At 68.3% G+C, this 18103-nt stretch carries 19 protein-coding genes; 10 read left to right on the top strand and 9 right to left on the bottom strand.

The annotated features are described in order from the left end of the window. Positions 1-11: 11 nt before the first annotated feature. Positions 12-206: a hypothetical protein gene (locus NKJ07_RS10105; protein WP_318566703.1), complete on the bottom strand. Its 195-nt coding sequence runs from the start codon at positions 204-206 to the stop codon at positions 12-14. A 91-nt stretch (positions 207-297) separates the two neighbouring features. After that, positions 298-1047, bottom strand: a complete 750-nt coding sequence (locus tag NKJ07_RS10100; RefSeq protein WP_318566702.1) for a minichromosome maintenance protein MCM — start codon at positions 1045-1047, stop codon at positions 298-300. Positions 1048-1250: 203 nt separating this feature from the next. Between NKJ07_RS10100 and NKJ07_RS10095 the strand changes: the two genes are divergently transcribed. Continuing rightward, positions 1251-3764, top strand: a complete 2514-nt coding sequence (locus tag NKJ07_RS10095; RefSeq protein ID WP_318566701.1) for a DNA topoisomerase I — start codon at positions 1251-1253, stop codon at positions 3762-3764. Between the two features lie 35 nt (positions 3765-3799). On the opposite strand, the gene NKJ07_RS10090 is transcribed toward NKJ07_RS10095, so the two are convergent. Then, positions 3800-4990, bottom strand: coding sequence for a PQQ-binding-like beta-propeller repeat protein (locus tag NKJ07_RS10090; protein ID WP_318566700.1), 1191 nt, complete (start codon positions 4988-4990; stop codon positions 3800-3802). A gap of 173 nt (positions 4991-5163) precedes the next feature. On the opposite strand from NKJ07_RS10090, the gene NKJ07_RS10085 reads away from it, so the two are divergent. Beyond that, complete coding sequence (locus tag NKJ07_RS10085; RefSeq protein ID WP_318566699.1) at positions 5164-5889, top strand: phosphoglycerol geranylgeranyltransferase; 726 nt, start codon at positions 5164-5166, stop codon at positions 5887-5889. Between the two features lie 86 nt (positions 5890-5975). Then, complete coding sequence (locus tag NKJ07_RS10080; protein WP_318566698.1) at positions 5976-6461, top strand: DUF7522 family protein; 486 nt, start codon at positions 5976-5978, stop codon at positions 6459-6461. Positions 6462-6470: 9 nt separating this feature from the next. Here NKJ07_RS10080 and NKJ07_RS10075 read toward each other — a convergent pair whose 3' ends face one another. Continuing rightward, positions 6471-7253 carry a DUF4013 domain-containing protein gene (locus tag NKJ07_RS10075; protein WP_318566697.1) on the bottom strand — a complete coding sequence of 261 codons (783 nt, stop codon included), beginning with the start codon at positions 7251-7253 and terminating at the stop codon, positions 6471-6473. A 124-nt stretch (positions 7254-7377) separates the two neighbouring features. Here NKJ07_RS10075 and aspS point away from each other — a divergent pair, with 124 nt between their 5' ends. Continuing rightward, complete coding sequence (aspS, locus tag NKJ07_RS10070; protein ID WP_318566696.1) at positions 7378-8682, top strand: aspartate--tRNA(Asn) ligase; 1305 nt, start codon at positions 7378-7380, stop codon at positions 8680-8682. Positions 8683-8838: 156 nt separating this feature from the next. On the opposite strand, the gene NKJ07_RS10065 is transcribed toward aspS, so the two are convergent. Further along, positions 8839-9300 (bottom strand): PIN domain-containing protein, encoded by a 462-nt coding sequence (locus NKJ07_RS10065; protein ID WP_318566695.1) that lies wholly within the window; start codon positions 9298-9300, stop codon positions 8839-8841. Beyond that, positions 9300-9602 (bottom strand): UPF0175 family protein, encoded by a 303-nt coding sequence (locus NKJ07_RS10060; RefSeq protein WP_318566694.1) that lies wholly within the window; start codon positions 9600-9602, stop codon positions 9300-9302. Before NKJ07_RS10060 ends, NKJ07_RS10065 begins: the two co-directional genes overlap by 1 nt. An 87-nt stretch (positions 9603-9689) precedes the next feature. Here NKJ07_RS10060 and NKJ07_RS10055 point away from each other — a divergent pair, with 87 nt between their 5' ends. The 3 genes from NKJ07_RS10055 to NKJ07_RS10045 all read left to right on the top strand — a co-directional run bounded on the left by NKJ07_RS10055 (position 9690) and on the right by NKJ07_RS10045 (position 12666). Beyond that, positions 9690-10682, top strand: coding sequence for a transposase (locus NKJ07_RS10055; RefSeq protein ID WP_318566693.1), 993 nt, complete (start codon positions 9690-9692; stop codon positions 10680-10682). A 316-nt stretch (positions 10683-10998) separates the two neighbouring features. Beyond that, entirely contained in the window at positions 10999-11835 is an 837-nt protein-coding gene (locus NKJ07_RS10050; RefSeq protein ID WP_318566692.1) for a pantoate kinase, read from the top strand. Between the two features lie 45 nt (positions 11836-11880). Further along, on the top strand, positions 11881-12666 hold the full coding sequence (locus tag NKJ07_RS10045; protein WP_318566691.1) for a 4-phosphopantoate--beta-alanine ligase: 786 nt from the start codon (positions 11881-11883) through the stop codon (positions 12664-12666). A 37-nt stretch (positions 12667-12703) separates the two neighbouring features. On the opposite strand, the gene NKJ07_RS10040 is transcribed toward NKJ07_RS10045, so the two are convergent. Then, positions 12704-13768: a molybdopterin-dependent oxidoreductase gene (locus tag NKJ07_RS10040; protein ID WP_318566690.1), complete on the bottom strand. Its 1065-nt coding sequence runs from the start codon at positions 13766-13768 to the stop codon at positions 12704-12706. Positions 13769-13853: 85 nt separating this feature from the next. Here NKJ07_RS10040 and NKJ07_RS10035 point away from each other — a divergent pair, with 85 nt between their 5' ends. Continuing rightward, on the top strand, positions 13854-14582 hold the full coding sequence (locus NKJ07_RS10035; RefSeq protein WP_318566689.1) for an SDR family NAD(P)-dependent oxidoreductase: 729 nt from the start codon (positions 13854-13856) through the stop codon (positions 14580-14582). A 36-nt stretch (positions 14583-14618) separates the two neighbouring features. Here NKJ07_RS10035 and NKJ07_RS10030 read toward each other — a convergent pair whose 3' ends face one another. Further along, positions 14619-15773 carry a pyridoxal phosphate-dependent aminotransferase gene (locus tag NKJ07_RS10030; protein WP_318566688.1) on the bottom strand — a complete coding sequence of 385 codons (1155 nt, stop codon included), beginning with the start codon at positions 15771-15773 and terminating at the stop codon, positions 14619-14621. 232 nt (positions 15774-16005) lie between these two features. Between NKJ07_RS10030 and NKJ07_RS10025 the strand changes: the two genes are divergently transcribed. Then, the gene (locus tag NKJ07_RS10025) at positions 16006-16737 is read left to right on the top strand and encodes a DUF2103 domain-containing protein (RefSeq protein WP_318566687.1); all 732 of its coding nucleotides are present in this window, start codon (positions 16006-16008) and stop codon (positions 16735-16737) included. On the opposite strand, the gene NKJ07_RS10020 is transcribed toward NKJ07_RS10025, so the two are convergent. Next, positions 16734-17684 (bottom strand): NAD-dependent epimerase/dehydratase family protein, encoded by a 951-nt coding sequence (locus NKJ07_RS10020; protein WP_318566686.1) that lies wholly within the window; start codon positions 17682-17684, stop codon positions 16734-16736. The two genes, NKJ07_RS10025 and NKJ07_RS10020, sit on opposite strands and share 4 nt — an antisense overlap. Before the next feature lie 146 nt (positions 17685-17830). Here NKJ07_RS10020 and NKJ07_RS10015 point away from each other — a divergent pair, with 146 nt between their 5' ends. Next, positions 17831-18103, top strand: a complete 273-nt coding sequence (locus tag NKJ07_RS10015; protein WP_318566685.1) for an eL43 family ribosomal protein — start codon at positions 17831-17833, stop codon at positions 18101-18103.

Below are 18103 nucleotides of genomic sequence, written 5' to 3'. Positions count from 1 at the left end.
CGTCCCGCGCGTTACTCGGATTCGCCCCGGTTGAGCGCCCGTGGGATGTAGCTCTCTATCTGGACGAACTCGGGATCGCCACAGACGGCACAGCCGCTCGGTGGGTGGAAGTGGTGTTTCTCCTCCTCTCCGGTCACCGACGCGGCGTAGATCACCTGACAGTTCAGACAGACGTACTGTTCTGGCCGCTCGATCGCGTGTGCCATACGATCTATTATTGTCCTAATGACAAGTACGTTTCGACGGCTCCCGAGACGGGCGCGAGCCCGTGATCCCACCGCGGTCGTCGGGCACCGCTCAGAACGGGAGGTCCTCCTCGACTTCGACGTGGAGGACGTCGAAGTACGCCGAGCCGTGGGTCGAGTCCTCGCGGAAGTCCGCGCGTGGAATCCCGTTGACGACCGCCGTGTCGCCCTCGGTGATGGAGAGTCCCTTCCACCGACGCCCGCCGAGGATCGCCGTGATACGGTCGAATCCGGGGCCACTGACGGGAGCGCGCTGGATCTCCGCGAAGAGGCTCTCGCGTTCTTCCAGAAACACCGGGTCACCACAGTCGGGACAGTGATCGATATCGCGTCGGCGACGGCCGGGCTGGTGGACACGCGTGACGTGCCCGGTCGTGCAGACGAACGCCGCCTCCATCAGATCGGAGATGCGCTCCGTCGCCCCGTCGAACGTCACCTCGGCCTGGACGAGTTCGTTCAGGTGCGCCATCAGGTTCGTATCGAACATCTTGAACCCGCCGGGGAGGTCGTCGACGTGGAGGATCATCACGTCGAAGGAGCGCCGCCACACGTCGTCGAGATCGAGGTCCCGGACGAACGACCCGAACGTCTCGACTCCCATCCCGAGGGTCCGGTCGGGCCGTGTGCGGAGTTCGCGCTCGCTCACCCCGGCGTCGAGCAGCTCCGGGTACGACACCACGACGCCGCGCTTCACCGGGTAGTCTGTCGCGACCGCCCGAACCCGGCGGGCCTGTCGGCCGTCCTCGTAGTGGGCGTCCCAGTACGCCTCCCAGACCGCACGCAGTTCGGTTTCGGACTGCATGGTAGAGGCATGCGACGAGCTCACAAAGAACGCACACACGCTCGCCGTGACTGTCGTCGCGGCCTGAACGGCGGTCGTCCGCGTGGCCGACGATGGCGTTTTTCTCCCCGCCATCGTCGTTCACGCGCGCGCTTTGTCCCCGTGCTGTCTTGCGGTTCGATGCCACGAAACCTTTACCCCGCCGCTTCGCATACCGCCAGACAATGAGCAGCGGCCCGGAACTGATCATCACGGAGAAAGACAACGCCGCCCGTCGGATCGCGGACATTCTCAGCGGTGAGACCGCCGAGACCGAGCGGATGAACGGCGTCAACGTCTACACCTGGGGTGGGACGCGCGTCGTCGGGCTGTCGGGGCACGTCGTCGGCGTCGACTTCCCCCCCGAGTACGAGGACTGGCGGGACGTCGAGCCCGTCGAACTGATCGACGCCGAGGTGGAAAAGCGCCCCACGCAAGAGAACATCGTTCGGGCGCTCCGACGGCTGGCACGCAAGGCTGGCACGGTCGTGATCGCGACCGACTACGACCGCGAGGGGGAGCTCATCGGGAAAGAGGCGTACGAACTCGTCCGCGAGGTGAACGAGTCGGTCCCGGTCAACCGCGTTCGCTTCTCCTCGATCACGGACCGGGAGGTCACGGAGGCGTTCGCGAACCCGGACGACCTCGACTTCGACCTCGCGGCGGCGGGCGAGGCGCGGCAGATCGTCGACCTCGTGTGGGGCGCGGCGCTGACGCGGTTTCTCTCGCTGTCGGCCAGGCAGCTGGGGGAGGACTTCATCTCCGTCGGCCGGGTGCAGGGACCGACGCTGAAACTGATCGTCGACCGCGAGCGCGAGATCGACGCGTTCGACCCAGAGGACTACTGGGAGCTGTACGCCGACCTCACGACCGCGGGCAACGGCGACGCGGAGACCTTCGAGGCGCAGTACTTCTACATCGACGACGACGGCACCGAGGCCGAACGCGTCTGGGACCAGACCGCCGCGGAGACGGCGCACATGGCGCTGGCGTCCTCGCAGGTGGCCGTCGTCGAGGACGTCAGCCGGCGCACGCGCACGGACACGCCGCCGGCACCGTTCAACACGACGCAGTTCATCCGCGCCGCGGGAAGCGTCGGCTACTCCGCCCAGCGCGCGATGAGCATCGCAGAGGACCTCTATACTGCCGGGTACGTCACCTACCCGCGGACGGACAACACGGTCTACCCCGAAGACCTCGATCCGCGGGAGCTGCTGGAGGCGTTCTCGGCCTCGACGTTCGCCGACGACGCCGACTCGCTGCTCGAACAGTCGGAGATCGAGCCGACCGCCGGCGACGAGGAGACGACGGATCACCCCCCGATCCACCCCACGGGAGAGCTCCCCTCCGTGAGCGACCTCTCCGACGACGAGTGGGAGGTGTACGAACTGGTCGTCCGACGCTTCTTCGCGACGGTCGCGCCGCCGGCGGAGTGGGAGCACCTCCGCGTCGTCACCGAAGCCGGCGGTGAGTCGCTGAAGGCCAACGGCAAACGGCTCGTCGAACCGGGCTACCACGCCGTCTATCCGTACTACAACTCCTCGGAGAACATCGTGCCGAACGTCGAGGTGGGCCAGGAGCTCGCCGTCTCGGACCTCGAACTGGCGGCGAAACAGACCCAGCCCCCACGGCGATACGGCCAGTCGCGGCTCATCGAGACGATGGAGTCGATGGGGATCGGGACCAAAGCCACCAGACACGACGTCATCCAGAAGCTGTACGACCGCGGTTACATCGAGGGCGACCCGCCGCGGCCCACGCGGCTGGCGCGGGCGGTCGTCGAGGCGTCCGAGGAGTTCGCCGACCTGATCGTGAGCGAGGAGATGACCGCCCAACTCGAAGCGGACATGCGTGCGATCGCCCGGGGCGAGGCGACGCTCGACGACGTCACCGCCGAGTCTCGCGAGTACCTCCGGCACGTGTTCGAGGGGCTGATGGAGAACCGCGAGGCGCTGGGGGACCACCTCCAGAAGTCGATGAAGGCGGACAAGACGCTCGGGCCCTGCCCGGAGTGTGGCGACGACCTCCTCGTCCGAAAGTCCCGCCACGGCTCGTACTTCGTCGGCTGTAACGGCTACCCCGACTGCACGTACACGCTCCCGCTCCCCTCGACGGGGCGGCCGCTCATCCTCGAAGCGGAGTGTGCGGAGCACGGCCTCCACGAGGTGAAGATGCTCGCCGGGCGGAAGACGTTCGTCCACGGCTGTCCACAGTGCAAGGCCGACGCGGCCGACGAGGAAGAAGACCTCGTCATCGGGGTCTGCCCGCAGTGCGGCGAGGAGCACGACGGCGAGTTGGCGATCAAACGCCTCCGGTCGGGGTCGCGGCTCGTCGGGTGTACGCGCTATCCCGACTGCGACTACTCGCTGCCGCTGCCCCGCCGCGGCGACGTCGAGGTGACGGACGACCGTTGCGAGGAGCACGCGTTGCCCGAACTCACCATCCGGTACCCCGACAGCGACCGTGAGCCGTGGGAACTCGGCTGTCCGATCTGCAACTACCGGGAGTACCAGGCGCGACAGAACGGCTCCGAACTGGAGACCATCGAGGGGATCGGCGAGAAGACCGCCGAGAAGCTGAAGATGGCCGAGATCACCGACGTCGAGTCGTTGAAGCAGGCCGACCCCGACGAGATCGCCGCCCGGGTCGACGGCGTGGGTGCCGACCGGGTGCGCGACTGGCAGGCGAAGGCGGACTGAGCAGTTACCACTCCGGCGCCGCGCTCTCCGACGGCCTACGCCTCCGCCAGCGCGTACGCCATCGAGCGCTCGCCGTTCCCGCCCTCGGTGAGGACGAACACCGCGCCGTCGGCGACGACGAGCCCCTGCTCGGGGCGTCCCTCGACGGGATGGGACCACCGACGGGCCCCGGCGCGGAGCCCCCCGACGCCGACACCGCCACGGATCCCGTAGCCGGTGACGTGGCTCTCGGAGGCCGCGTAGACGGTGTCGGCCGCCGCCGCCGGCCCGCACTGCGTTGTCTCGCCGCCGGTCCACTGTTTGTCACCGCCGCGAACGTCGAGGTCGACGAGACGATGGCCCGTGGCGAAGAGGTTCCGGCCCGCGACGACGAAGGAGTCGGCGGCCCAGACGTCGGCCGACCACACGGGCGCGCCACCTCGTCCGGCGTCGAGTTCCATCGTCGGCCCGCCGAACGTGCTGACGAACGCGCCGCGGCCGTTGGGGGTGGCGAGCGCGCTGACCGGACCGGGGATGTCCTGTCGCCAGCGCCCCCGACCGTCGTCGTACGACAGTCCGTACACCTCTCCGGCCTCGGTTCCGACCACGAGTTCGGGGATTCCACCCGCCAGTGCCGACACCGCCCCGAACACCTCCGCCCGCCACCGACGCTCGCCGGTCGCGGGGTCGAGCGCATACACCGCGCCCTCGCCGTCGCCGGTGAACAGTGTCGGCCGGTCGGGGTCGACGAGCAGCGGGTACAGCCCGTGTCCCGCACCGGAGAACGTCCACTGGCTGTCACCGGTCGCGGGATCGAGTGCGAGCAGGTGTGGCTCGCGCACCTGTGTGACGTAGACGGTCTCGTCGTGGACGACGACCGACCGCGGCCACATCGGCGCGTCACCGCCGTCCGTGCGCCACAGTTCCTCGCCGGTCGCCGCGTCGACCGCGAGCAGGGCCGACGCCGTCGGCAGGTACGCGCGGCCGTCGACGACGACGGGCCGCGTGGACGGACCGGGGATCTCGATCGCCCAGCGTTCGGTGACGGCCTCGCGGGGCCCGACCGGACGGGGGTTGTAACACGAGCCGAGACGGTCGAACCCCGGCTGTGGCCACCACCGGGTGTCCGGTTCGTCCTGTCCGTCGTAGTATGGTTCGGAGCCGCCGAGGCCACCCTCGGCGGCCGCGACGCCGAGGGCGACGGCTCCGAGGCCGGCACCGGCAAGAACCTGTCGTCTGGAGGGCACGTCCGGACGATCCGGCCTTGACGGCAAATGTCTACTGTTCTCCAGTGACCGCATTCGGCCCGGAAGCGACCGTCCGGCGCGTCCGACCCTTCGTCGGAGCACCGCACTGCGGCGATCGGTCGGACTCCCGGAATCCACGCTCTTTTTAGTAGTGCACAATCGAAGACGGGGTAATGACCGGGCCGTGGGAATCGTGGGACCACATCCTGAAGGTGGACCCCGACAAGGAACTCGTCGGTGACGAGACGTTCGCGGACGTCTGTGAGACGGGGACGGACGCGATCGAGATCGGCGGGACGACGGGCATGACAAAGAACAACATGAGCGCCGTGATCGACGCGTGTTCGGAGTACGGCGTCCCGCTCTACCAGGAGCCGTCGAACCCGGGCGTCGTCATCGACTCGGACGCGCTCGACGGCTATCTCATCCCGACGGTGTTCAACGCGGGCGACGTCTTCTGGGTTACCGGCGCGCACAAGGAGTGGGTCCGCATCGCCGACGGCCTCGACTGGGAGCGTACCCACACCGAGGCGTACATCGTCCTCAACCCCGACTCGGCGGTGGCGGAGTACACTGACGCCGACTGCGATCAGTCGGCCGAAGACGTCGCCTCGTACGCCCGAATCGCCGAGAAGATGTTCGGCCAGGACATCGTCTACATCGAGTACTCGGGGACGTTCGGTGACACCGAGAAAGTCGCCGCCGCCCAGGAGATCCTCGAAGACGCGACCCTGTTCTACGGCGGCGGGATCCACGACTACGAATCCGCGTACGAGATGGGGCAGAACGCCGACACCGTCGTCGTCGGCGACCTACTCCACGACGAGGGCTGTGACGCCGTCCGCGAAACCGTCGAGGGCGTGAAGGACGCCCACGCAGAGGTCACCGAGGCAGACTGATCCCGAATCGGTATTCTGACTCCGATTTAATCACAGACCGGTAATTTAGTGGCAATATTTATCCCGTCACGAGACGTGATAGCGGTATGAGTCACCACACCGATACCCCGACACGGACCGGCCGCGACCCCCGTCGCGGCGCGAGCGAGCCGAACGGTGCGACGGCGGCCGCACCCATCGAGGAGTTGGTGAGCCTCTGCCGGACGGCCGTCGGTGACTCGCTCCGGAGCGTCATCCACTTCACGCGGGACGACGCCGAGTTGCTGTACCTCCGGGCGGATCTGTACGGGAACGACCGTCGGCGCGCGCTCGAAGCGAAGGCGTCGCTCATCGAGAACGAGCGCGTCAGCTTCGTCCCGTACGAGCGGTATGAACCGCACGCGGCCGGCGCGGGGAGCGACCCCGTCCACGGCGACTACGAGTTCACGATCCGAGTGTTCGCCGAAGGGTTCGTCTGCCGGATCCTCGTCGACGACCACGGGCTGTTGCTGACCGCCGACGACCTCGACGTCGACCGGATCGAGGAGGTCGCGATCGCGCTCCGGGGACTACTCTCGGCGGCGTACGAGTGAGCGGTCGGCTCACGCGGCCGCGTCGACCCCGCCCGTGGCGTCCGCTCCGCCCGCTTCGTGCGGTGGCGACGAGCGCTCTCCCCGGGTTACCCGCCCGTCGTACCCGTCCGCGACGAGTCGGAGCGCGCCGACGAGGACGAACAGTTCGACGAACGCCGCGGCGAACGGCCCGACGACGGGGACGACCGCGACGACCCAGGCGACGCCGGAGCCGACGAAGCCGGCGAGCAGCGCGAGGAGATATCCCCGCCGGAACGACGACGAGCGGACGCCCGCGCGGACGGTGTCGGTGTCGAACGCGGCCCCGAGTCGGTCCCTCGCGGCGTACACGACGAGCGCGACCGTCCCCGCGTAGCTCGTGAGACAGAACGCAACGGCCGCGAGAACGAACCCGACGGCCGTCACGACCGACACGCCGGGGTCGAGGACGTAGTAGCTGACGACGGCGGCCGGCTCGGAGGCCGACGGCGCGAACGGGTCCCCGCCGGGGAGCAGACCGGCACTGGACATCGACGCGAACGCGGCGGCGGTGACGAGCAGGGCCGGAAGCTGGTACGCGACGACGACGGTCGCCGCGGAGATCCCCGTCCGGGCGAGCGAGCGCACGTCGTCGAGCGGCGGTAGGTCGTCGTCGCCGACCAGTTCGGCCCGGAGGACGCGGACGGCGTAGCCGAGGAGGAGCACGCTCGCGGGGAGCCACGAGGCGACGGCGACGAGGAGAGCCACCGGGAACGCGGTGTCGAGGAGTTCGTGTGTCGGTTCGTCGTCCGGACGCGGATCGAGGCTGTCCATGGTCCGAGCGGGGGTGGCCTCGGCGTCGTACATAAATCCGGGGAGCCGTGGCGAGCGTACGAGGGCCGGGGCGGAACGAGACGGAATGACCGCGTTTAAGACCGGGCCACCGGAAGAACGGAGCATGCAGGACCGAACCTACACGGCCGACGCCGCGCCCGGCGACACGGTCACGGTCGCCGGCTGGGTCCACGAGATCCGGGATCTCGGCGGAATCGCCTTCCTCATCCTTCGGGACAAGACGGGGAAGATCCAGGTCAAGTTCGAGAAGGACGAGATGGACGACGCGCTCGTCGAGACGGGGCTGGGCGTCCACCGCGAGAGCGTCATCGTCGTCACCGGCGACGTCGAGGAGGAGCCGCGCGCGCCGACGGGCGTCGAGGTCACCCCCACCTCGGTCGAGGTGCTCGCGGAGGCCGACCCACAGCTCCCACTCGACCCGTCGGGGAAGGTCGACGCCGAGCTCTCGACCCGGCTGGACAACCGCACGCTCGACCTCCGCAAGGAGGAGGTGAAGGCGGTGTTCGAGATCCGCGCCGAGATCCTCCGCTCGGTTCGCGAGGCGTTCCGCTCGCTCGGGTGTACGGAGATCAACACGCCGAAGATCGTCGCCACCGGGACCGAGGGCGGCACGGAGCTGTTCCCCATCACGTACTTTGGCCGCGAGGCGTTCATGAACCAGTCGCCGCAGCTGTTCAAGCAGCTGATGGTCGGTTCCGGCCTCGAACGGGTGTTCGAGATCGGCCCGATCTTCCGCGCCGAAGAGCACAACACACCCCGGCATCTCAACGAGGCAACCTCGATCGACTTCGAGTCGGCGTTCGTCGACGCGAGCGAGGCGATGGACGCCTGTGAGACCGTCGTCAGGGCCGCCTACGAGGGCGTCGCCGAGAACTGCCAGGCGCAGTTAGAAGCGCTCGACCTCGCCGACTCCTTCGAGGTACCCGACGAGGCGTTCCCCCGGCTCACCTACGAGGAGGCCATCGAACGCATCAACGCGACGGGCGAACTCGACGAGCAGTTGGTGTGGGGCGACGACCTCCCGACGGAGGGCGAGAAGGCCCTCGGCGAGGACGTGGGCAGCCACTACTTCATCACCGACTGGCCCTCGGAGATCAAGCCGTTCTACATCAAGGACCACGACGACGACGAGCAGCTCTCGACCGGCTTCGACATGATGCACCCGCGGATGGAACTCGTCTCGGGCGGCCAGCGTGAACACCGCTACGACCACCTCGTCGCCGGCTTCGAACAGCAGGGGCTCGACCCCGAGGCGTTCGAGTACTACACCAAGATGTTCAAGTACGGGATGCCCCCGCACGCCGGCTGGGGCCTCGGCGGCGAGCGCCTCGTCATGACCATGCTCGGCCTGCCGAACATCCGTGAGGGCGTGTTGTTCCCACGGGACCGCCAACGGCTGAGTCCCTGACGAAGCCGTCAGGTCCCGTGGGAGCCCGTGGAATCTCTGATTCCACGCTGTTCCTGCGTGATAGACAGCGGGTGTCACCGTACAGCGACGTCGTCAGCCGACCTCTACGGCCGTCTCGTCGATTAAGTGCGTCCGCTTTTTCCCGAAGTTCGCCGGTCATGTGGAGGCCGTGGCTGTCGAGACGGCGGACGAGATCTTTGCTTCGTTGGTAGCGAGTTCGCGCTCGGCCACGTTGCGGACGACAACACCGATACCGGTGACGGTCGCACCGAGACCACGGGCGACTGTGCGGACGCGACGGTCATTAGAGACAACAGCGACTGGTTCATCGGATTCACTGTAAGAGAGGACGGCAGCAATAGTCCATATGTCACCCCTATCACCTGTCTCGTTCAGTATTGACCGAGCCCTGTCGACGTACTCTCCATGTATCCCGACGCCGATGAAATCATCGCTTTGGCGCACTCGGGATTTGACCTGAGACTCCGCCGGTTCGGTAGAGACCCCTCCTATGACGCCGGCCGGAACTATAACCGAACTGTCGAACACAGTCAATAGGTCCAACTCCCCGACCTGTCCCAGCGCGATGAGCGTCGTCGCGTCGACGTAGATGTGCATCAAAGGTCACGCGCTGCGTCGGCGTCCGACTCCAAGTCCTCGGGAGTCAGCTGCGACGCGAGATTCCGCTCACGGGCAAGCTCCAACCACTCACCGAGACTCACACCAGCGATACGCGCGGCCTGCTTCACCGATACCTCGCCGGACTGGTAGCGTTCGACGGCGACACGAACGCGGAGGTCGTGCAATCCTTCACGGATCGCCTTCCGAATCGTCGTGCTTCGGTCCTCACCGAGGAGTTCGGTGACTTCGTTGAGCGCCTCTCGCTCGTCGTCGGGGATGCGGGCGCTTATCGAGGGCATATATACGTGGTGATAAATCGAATACACTCACAAGAGGGTGTCATAGAACGATTAGCACACCAAAGAGCAGGGTGAACGCTGAGGTGGATGAGTTCAGCGACCCTGCAAGATGATCCTTCGGTAGACTCGTTCTTCAATGCCGTGGAGACAGAGACGCTAGCGCTGTTCGAGCACCTCTCTTTCGAGTTTCTCGAAGAGTTCGACGTGTTCGCCCCGGCGAAGACGGGGCGAACACGAGACCACGAACCACCAGAACTGATGCGTGGCTTTCTCCACTGCTACTACAAGGACATCTACGGCATTCGTCCCGTTGAACGAGAGCTTCGGAACACGGTCGTCTGGCTGAGCTGTGGATTCGATCGACCGCCGTCGAGAGACGCGGTCGATCGCTTTCTCACCGATCTTGAACACGTCGTTGACAAGGTGTTCGACCACCTCGTCGAGCAGGCCGCCCGGCGCGGCCTGCTCGACTTGACCTACTGTATCGATTCAACAGACGTGAGGGCGATGCCCGCCGATCCAGACGCCTCAAAGTGCTACGATCCAACCGACGACGAGTACTACTACGGCTACGGCTGTACGATCGTCTCGACCGGGCAAAAGATCCCGATCGGAGCGGAGTTCACCGAGAGTAAGCAAGCGCCAGAAGAGACGGCGATGCGCGTCACGCGTGACGCGCTCGCCGTCGCCACACCGATCTGGATGGTCGGTGACAGCGCCTACGACACGCTCGACTGGCACGACCACCTGCTGACCGCAGGGGTCGTGCCAGTCGCTCCATACAACGCCCGGAACGCTGATGACCCGAAAGACATTGAGTACAGGGTCGAAGACCGCATCACCGAACACGGCGAGGACGTTCAGTTGAAGCAGTCCACGTTGGATGAGACGTACAACCGCCGTAGTGGAGTCGAACGAACCAACGAATCAGTGAAGGACTGCGGCCTCGGGCGAACGCACGCCCGAGGCCGCGTCCACGCACGGGCGCAGGTATTTCTCGCCCTGTGCCTTCGCCTCGTCGTCGCAATCACCAACTACGAACGTGGAGACAATCCGGGAAGTACCGTGATCACGGTGTGAGAACTCTTCTATGACACCCTCTCACAAGTGTATCTCGGAGAAGACAGTGACGTCACGACTCACCGATCGAGTCTCGGAAAACGCGGGTAGGGGTATGGGGTGGTTGCTACCGGCTGGTCGTCCCATCCGCTGCGGGTCGACGACAGTTCTGACGAGACGTGACGCGTAGGTTAACTTGTCGCCTCGATCATCAGTTTCGATAGTTCAAACCGAACGGAACGTCAGAAAACGCCGAAGCCGGTGACCATCCGGGGAGCAGGTCGGGGGAGACGAAATCTGAAGCGTTATACAGGGTTCGCGGGGAAGGGAGAGGTAGATGACCGAGCAGTCGACGGCGACCGCGTTCGTTCCCGGGCACGTCACCGGCTTCTTCAGTGCCCACCGGACCGACGATCCGGTGACGACCGGCTCGCGGGGCGGGGGATTGACGCTCTCGGACGGTGTTCGCGTGACGGTCACCCCCGCCACGACGACGCGGGTCGACCTCGACGGCCTGCGCGTCGAGATGTCGCCGGTTGAGGGCGTCCTCGACGCGTTCGGGGCGACGGCGCGGGTCGCCATCGACAGCGAGCTTCCGGTCGGTGCGGGCTTCGGCGTCTCCGGGGCGGCCGCCCTCGGAACGGCGCTGGCGAGCAACACGGTGTTCGACGGCGACCAGTCGGAGAACGACCTCGTCGAACTCGCGCACGTGGCCGAGGTCGACGCCGGCACGGGCCTGGGTGACGTCGTCTCGCAGGCGCGCGGCGGGGTTCCGATCCGGATCGAGCCGGGCGCGCCCGGTCACGGCGTCCTCGATGGCGTCCCGACGAGCGCGCGGGTCGAGTACGTGACGTTCGGCGAACTGTCGACCGCCGACGTCATCGAGGGCGACACGACCCGGCTCACGCGGGCGGGCGAACGAGCGCTCGCGGCGCTGCGCGAGCGGCCGACGCTTCCACACCTCATCCAGCTCTCCCGACGGTTCGCGCGCGAGGCTGGCCTGCTCGTCCCCGAGGTCGAGGAGGCGATCGAGGCCGTGACCGACGCCGGCGGGGAGGCCGCGATGGCGATGCTCGGGCGCTCGGTGTTCGCTCTCGACGATGGGCTCTCCGACGCGGGGTACGACCCGAACGTCTGCGAGACGTACCCTTCGGGGGCACACCTCTATCGATAGAGACGAGACGGCCGATTTTTATCCACCCGGCGACCATCCGCGAGCATGACTGACGTGGAGGTACCGGAGTCGCATCCACGGTACGACTCACTGCGCACCCGGCACCGCATCGAGGCGGGCGTCGAGAACGGGATCACCTCGAAACAGGGACTCATCGCCGAAGGCCGCGGCGAGGCGTTCGACTACCTGCTCGGCGAGCGGACGCTGCCGTCGGCCGACGCCGCCGAGCGAGTCGCCGCCGCGCACCTCCTGCTCGCCCGCCACCCCGTCGTCTCCGTCAACGGCAACGTCGCCGCGCTGGTGCCCGACGAGGTCGTCGAACTCGCGACCGTCGTCGGTGCCGACCTCGAGGTCAACCTGTTCAACCGCACCGACGAGCGAATGCGCGCCATCGCCAACCACCTGCGTGACCACGGCGCCGAGGAGGTGAAAGGGCTCGCTGGCGACGCCCGGATTCCGGGGCTCGATCACGCCCGCGCGGCGGTCGACGCCGACGGCATCGCCGACGCCGATGTCGTCCTCGTCCCGCTCGAAGACGGCGACCGCGCGGAGGCGCTGTCGGCCCTGGGGAAGACCGAGATCGTCGTCGACCTCAACCCCCTGTCGCGGTCGGCAGAGACGGCCGCCGTACCGATCGTCGACAACATCGTCCGCGCCGTGCCGAACATCACCGCTCACGCCCGCGACCTCGCGGAGGCCTCGCCGGCGGAACTCGAAGCGATCGTCAATGGCTTCGATCCCGAGGCCGCGCTGCGGGCGGCCGAGATGGCGATCCGCGAGGGCCGGTCCGGACCGCGTGCCGCGACGGACGGTCACGCGAAACACGACTGAGCGGCCCGCGGGGACCGTCGGTGTGACACCGCCGGGTCTAGTCCAGACCGCTGACGAGCGTCGCGATGTACTGCGAGGCGTCGCGCCGCCGCCGGACCTCGATCTCGGTCACCCACTTGACCCACTGGAACCCACGCCTGTCGGGCGCGACCAGTCGGAGCGGAAAACCGTGGCCGTGCGTCAGTCGCTCGCCGCCGACGTGCGTGGCGAGGACGAACCCACGCGCCTCGTTGATCGGAAAGCTCCACCGGTAGCCCGTGACCGAGTGAACCGTCACCCAGCGGGCCGCCGGGTCGGCGTCGACCTCGTCCAAGAGCGCCCCGAGGCGAACCCCGCGCCAGTCTTCGACCGTGTACCAGCCGCTGGTACAGTCGAGGAGCGCACGCACGCCGTCGCCGGCTTCGAGTTCGTCGTAGGAGAGTTCGATATCCGAAGCCGATAGCCCGCCGACCCGAAGCCGCCACGCGTCCGTGCCGACCGGGTCTGGGTCGTCGGCGACCCACGAGGTGACGGGGAACCCCGGACCGTCGACCGGTTTCGACCCGGTGAACCGGCGCGTCGCACCCTCCGACTCCGTCAGTCCGTTCACGACTTCCTGCGCGCGGAGCGCGAGCGCCCCGCCCACCAGGAACGTGCCGTACTGGAGCGCGGTCCGTCGTTCCTCGAAGTCGGCGCGTTGAACCCACCGGAAGCGGGAGCGGAGATGGAGCAACACGAGCGGGACGACGAGCAGTCCGAGGCCGATGTGGAGGTTGAGGAGCGTCCAGAACCCGAGATCGACGTCGACGCCGAGCACCCACGCGGCCCCGCTCGCGAGTGCGGCGATCGCGACGACGGCGGTGAGAACCGACAGCGGCGTCGCACGGTCCCATCGACCCCGCGAGAGCCTCGGCTTCACTCTTCGAAGTTTGAAAAAAAGGAGGACGACGAGCGTCAGGCCGACGACGCGGTGGACCCAGAAGAGCGGCCACTGTTCGGCCACACCGGCACCGAGCGAGACGATCCCGGTGAGGGTCTCGAGGAGGACACAGGCGAGGATCGACCAGTCGACCAGACGGGGGCGAGGCTCGAGCGCGGAGCGCGACGGTGACGGCCCGTCCATACCGGAGGTTACGGCCGAACCCGAATGAACTCGTCGGCCGGGACGGGACCCTCAAGTGCGGCCGCACCGAGACCGGAGACACACCATGCCGACAGCGCTCGTCACCGGGTCGTCACGGGGGATCGGCCGGGCCATCGCCGTCCGTCTCGCACGGGACGGTTACGACGTGGCCGTGAACTACCACACCAGCGAGGCCGCCGCCGAAGCGGTCGCAGAGACCGTCCGCGACCACGGCCGGCGGGCGACGGTCGTCGGTGCGGACGTGAGCGACCCCGACGCGGCGGCGCGGCTCGTCGAGGCGACCGCGGAGACGCTCGGGGGCGTCGACCACGTCGTCAACAACGCCGGCATCGACCAGCACGTCTTCACCGACGACCTGTCGCCGGCGGACTTCGACCACGTGATGGACGTGAACGTCAACGGCGCGTTCAACGTGACCAAGGCGGCGCTGTCGTCTCTCCGGGAGTCCGACGACGACCCGTCGGTCACCAACGTCTCCTCGATCCTGGCGTACACCGGCGCACCCGTCGAGTGTCACTACGCCTCCTCGAAGGGGGCGCTGTTGTCGCTGACGAAGAGCCACGCGGCGGACTTCGCGCCCGACGTCCGAGTCAACGCCGTCGCGCCCGGTCACGTCGAGACGGACATGACCGCGGACCGCAGCGACGAGGAGAAACGGGAGGAGCGGGCTGGGATCCCGCTCGGCCGGTTCGGACGGCCGGCGGAGATCGCCGACGCCGTCGCGTACCTGCGTGATGCGACGTTCGTGACGGGAGAGACCCTGAACGTCAACGGCGGCGAACTGATGCGCTGACGCGCGGCGACCCGACGCGCCGTGCGACCGGCGGCGTCAGGCGTCGGCGAGCGCCCGCTCGATCCGGTCGAACCCCGTCTCAAGGCGGTCGAGGCTGTTCGCGAAGCTCAGCCGGAGCCACCCCTCGCCCGCGTCGCCGAAGCCGCCGCCAGGCGCGAGGACGACGCCGTACTCCGTCAGGAGGCGCTTCGCGACGTCGAGGCTCGTCCCGGGCAGGTCGAGGTCGAGGAACGCGTAAAACGCTCCCTCGGGGCGCGGGCAGTCGATTCCATCGGTTTCGGCCACCCGCTCGACCACGTAGTCGCGGCGCTGCTCGAACGCCTCGTACATCTCGTGAGCCGGCTCCTGGGGCCCCGTGAGGGCGGCGAGCGCGGCGTGCTGGGCGACGCTGGAGGCGCAGGCCGTCGTCGACTCCCGGATCTTCGTCGCCTCGTCGACGACCGGTGCAGTGCCGGCGAGCCAGCCGAGCCGCCAGCCGGTCATCGCGTGGCGCTTCGAGCAGGAGCCGACCGTGAGGACGTGGTCGGCGTCGTCGACGAGCGCCGCGACGCCCCGGGCGTCACCGTCGTACGTGAGCCCGAGATACACCTCGTCGGCGATGACGTAGGCGTCGTGGTCGGCGGCGGCCTCGGCGACGGCGCGTACCGCGTCGGCGTCGTAGACGCGGCCGGTGGGGTTCGAGGGGCGACAGAGGACGACGCCCGCGGTCGCCGGCCCCATCGCCTCGATCACCCGATCGGCGTCGAGGTCGAACCCGGTCTCGGGCGACATCGGCACTTCCCTCCCGCGCCCGTCGGCCAGTCGGGCCTGCGTCCAGTAGTTCGGCCACCCCGGAGACGGGATCAGGAGCTCCTCCTCGGGGCCCACGACCGAGAGGACGGCGAGGTGGAGCGCCTCCATGCCGCCGGTGGTCACGAGGACGCCGTCGGCGTCGACCCGGACCGAGTGCTCCCGACCGAGCGTCGCCGCGATCGCACGGCGCAGTTCGGGAATCCCCGCGTTCGAGGTGTAGTGTGTCTTCCCCTCGCGCGCGGCCGTCGCCGCCGCGTCGATCACATGGTCGGGGGTGTCGAAGTCCGGTTCGCCCACTTCGAGGCGGACGAGGTCCCGATCGGTGGCCTGGGCGAGGTCGAACATCACCCGGATGGAGGAGCGTTCGCAGTCGCGGACGCGGGCGGTGGGCGTTGGCATACTCCAGGGTGGTGGATCGGGGGCATAAGCGTCGGGGATGTCGCGGCGTCCGGCGTCGCCGGTCCGTTCGGGCCACGCCGCGCACCGGGTGGCGCTCGCGATCAACCGGCGGGGACGACGTGCCCGACCGACTTGACCCGTCGTTCGCGGCCGGGAGGAGTCGCGGCCGGCGGTCGGGGAACGAGTGGCCGGAAACGGACGGGCTTTTGTCACCGCCGCCGGAACCAGTGGCATGAACTGTCGGCGGTGTGAGTCCCCGCTCGAACGCCCGGGCGACTACTGTCTCACCTGTGACACCGCCAACTGCGACACGGTCGTCGTCAGCGTCGCCCGCGAGCGCGCCACGCTGACGATGCTCGCCGACGAGGACGTCGTCGGCGAGTTCACCGTCACGACGGTCCCCGAGGACGACGACGAGCGCGGCGTGGTCGAACTCCGGAACTTCGCCGGACTCGTCGCCGACGAGATCCACCGCAAGCGCCCCGACGAGGTGTTCGTCGCGGGCGAACACGCCGTGATCCGCGAGATCCGCGCGCAGGCCCACCACGACGTCTTCCGGGTGCGCGACGAGTCCGATCCCGTCGGCTCGGTCGTCGCCCGACGGGGCGAGCGGACGCTCGAAGTGGTCAAGACCGCACCCGCCGAGAAGCTCGGCGGGAGCCACACGACGCTCATCGGGGGCCGCGAGGGACGGAAAGCGATCGGCGTCGTCGCCGAGCACCCCCACGTGAAGAAGGTCGTTCCCGGCCCGATCGACGCCGGGGGGATGAGTTCGCGCAAGGGGTTGCGGGCGAAGGTCACGCGCGCGGACGGCAACGGCAACGTCCGACTGCTCCTGCGTGACGGCTCCAGCGTCCAGGAGAACAGGGTGGTGACGACGGCGATGGATCGCGAGACCGGCGAACGAGTCCGGGAGGACCTCAACGAGGCGCTCAGGGAAAGCGGGCTCCAGGACCGGGATTAGACGGTCGCGGTGACGTCTCGGCTCCGGTACCACGCGACGGTCTCGTCGATTGCCGCCCGGTGGGTGGTCGGCTCGACGTCGAACGTCGCGGCGAACTTCTCGTGGGAGACGACGAACGGCTCCTCGAACTCATAGCGCAGTTCGGCGAGTTCGCGCATCGTCGGCGAGACGACGCCGGCCAGTCGGAGCAGCCAGCCGGGTGCCACGCGCATCCGGGGCTCGACGCCGATCGCCTCGGCGACGAGTTCGACGAACTCCCGCGTCGAGAGCGTCGGTGGCGACGGCACGTGCCACACCTCGCCCCACGCCCGCTCGTCGCTCCCGAGCGTGACCAGCGCACGGCCGAAGTCCTCGACGTACGTGTAGGTGTGGGGCTTGTCGGGGTCGCCGAGCACCTCGGCTTTCCTCCCCTGGAGGAGGTTCCCGAAGACGCGCTCGCCGACGACGGAGTCGTGGACGCCGGGGCCGTAGAAGTCCGACGCGCGGCCGATTGCCGCGCGGACGACGCCGGCGTCGTGTGCGTCGAGGACGCGGCGGGCCATCTCCGCGCGGGTGCGCCCTTTCCGCGAGTCGGCGTCCCACGGCAGGTCCTCGGTGACGGGGCCGTCGACCGCGCCGTAACAGTAGACGTTGTCCGCGCAAACGAGCACCGCGTCGGCCGCCGCGGCCCCCGCGAGCACGCCCTCCCAGATCGGCGGGAACGCCGTCGGCCAGTCGGTGTAAGGCGCGTTCGTGCAGTTGTAGACGACGGCGGCACCGTCACAGGCGCGCCGGGCGGCGTCGTGGTCCGTGACGTCTGCCGCGACGACCTCGACGTCCGCGTGAACCTCGGCGACGCCGCGGCGGTTCACCACCCGGACCGCGTGCTCGCGTACCCGGAGTTCGCGGACGACGCTGAGACCGACCGGACCGGTACCGACGACGACGTGGAGCGGTCGTACTGTCATAGCGGAGAGACGAGCGGCATGGGCATAACCCTGTGTTCGCCCGCGCTCGCGAGGGCGGACCCGGTGGGGTCCGGGCGCACCCCTGTGGGGTGACCCCGCCGCGACTCGTAGGGTTTATGCCTCCGCTCGGGGTAATTCGGGGTACTATGGCCGACAAGAAGACGAGTAAGGTCGGGAGCGCCGGCCGGTTCGGGGCCCGGTACGGTCGCGTGGCCCGACGACGCGTCAAGGAGATCGAAGGCGAGATGCGGAGTTCGACAGTCGACGGCGACGACGTCACGCGCGTCGGCACGGGGATCTGGGAGAACGAGCGCACGGGCGAACTGTTCACCGGCGGCGCGTACCGCCCGCAGACGCCCGGTGGCAAACAGGTCAGCCGGTCGATCCGCGCGGCGCTCAGCACCGACGGCGAAGAGTAA

The organism is Salinigranum marinum, from assembly GCF_024228675.1.
GTDB lineage: Archaea > Halobacteriota > Halobacteria > Halobacteriales > Haloferacaceae > Salinigranum > Salinigranum marinum.
Note: the sequence above shows the minus strand (reverse complement) of the source record. Positions and strands in the feature narration are given on the sequence as shown.

What these genes read in the sequence shown, in the direction of transcription:
- NKJ07_RS10105 (WP_318566703.1), bottom strand. Translation starts at nt 206, where the DNA reads ATGGCACACGCGATCGAGCGGCCAGAACAGTACGTCTGTCTGAACTGT.
- NKJ07_RS10100 (WP_318566702.1), bottom strand. Translation starts at nt 1,047, where the DNA reads ATGCAGTCCGAAACCGAACTGCGTGCGGTCTGGGAGGCGTACTGGGAC.
- NKJ07_RS10040 (WP_318566690.1), bottom strand. Translation starts at nt 13,768, where the DNA reads ATGGACGGGCCGTCACCGTCGCGCTCCGCGCTCGAGCCTCGCCCCCGT.
- NKJ07_RS10035 (WP_318566689.1), top strand. Translation starts at nt 13,854, where the DNA reads ATGCCGACAGCGCTCGTCACCGGGTCGTCACGGGGGATCGGCCGGGCC.
- NKJ07_RS10020 (WP_318566686.1), bottom strand. Translation starts at nt 17,684, where the DNA reads ATGACAGTACGACCGCTCCACGTCGTCGTCGGTACCGGTCCGGTCGGT.
- NKJ07_RS10060 (WP_318566694.1), bottom strand. Translation starts at nt 9,602, where the DNA reads ATGCCCTCGATAAGCGCCCGCATCCCCGACGACGAGCGAGAGGCGCTC.
- NKJ07_RS10075 (WP_318566697.1), bottom strand. Translation starts at nt 7,253, where the DNA reads ATGGACAGCCTCGATCCGCGTCCGGACGACGAACCGACACACGAACTC.
- aspS (WP_318566696.1), top strand. Translation starts at nt 7,378, where the DNA reads ATGCAGGACCGAACCTACACGGCCGACGCCGCGCCCGGCGACACGGTC.
- NKJ07_RS10045 (WP_318566691.1), top strand. Translation starts at nt 11,881, where the DNA reads ATGACTGACGTGGAGGTACCGGAGTCGCATCCACGGTACGACTCACTG.
- NKJ07_RS10025 (WP_318566687.1), top strand. Translation starts at nt 16,006, where the DNA reads ATGAACTGTCGGCGGTGTGAGTCCCCGCTCGAACGCCCGGGCGACTAC.
- NKJ07_RS10050 (WP_318566692.1), top strand. Translation starts at nt 10,999, where the DNA reads ATGACCGAGCAGTCGACGGCGACCGCGTTCGTTCCCGGGCACGTCACC.
- NKJ07_RS10095 (WP_318566701.1), top strand. Translation starts at nt 1,251, where the DNA reads ATGAGCAGCGGCCCGGAACTGATCATCACGGAGAAAGACAACGCCGCC.
- NKJ07_RS10085 (WP_318566699.1), top strand. Translation starts at nt 5,164, where the DNA reads ATGACCGGGCCGTGGGAATCGTGGGACCACATCCTGAAGGTGGACCCC.
- NKJ07_RS10080 (WP_318566698.1), top strand. Translation starts at nt 5,976, where the DNA reads ATGAGTCACCACACCGATACCCCGACACGGACCGGCCGCGACCCCCGT.
- NKJ07_RS10065 (WP_318566695.1), bottom strand. Translation starts at nt 9,300, where the DNA reads ATGCACATCTACGTCGACGCGACGACGCTCATCGCGCTGGGACAGGTC.
- NKJ07_RS10030 (WP_318566688.1), bottom strand. Translation starts at nt 15,773, where the DNA reads ATGCCAACGCCCACCGCCCGCGTCCGCGACTGCGAACGCTCCTCCATC.
- NKJ07_RS10055 (WP_318566693.1), top strand. Translation starts at nt 9,690, where the DNA reads ATGAGTTCAGCGACCCTGCAAGATGATCCTTCGGTAGACTCGTTCTTC.
- NKJ07_RS10015 (WP_318566685.1), top strand. Translation starts at nt 17,831, where the DNA reads ATGGCCGACAAGAAGACGAGTAAGGTCGGGAGCGCCGGCCGGTTCGGG.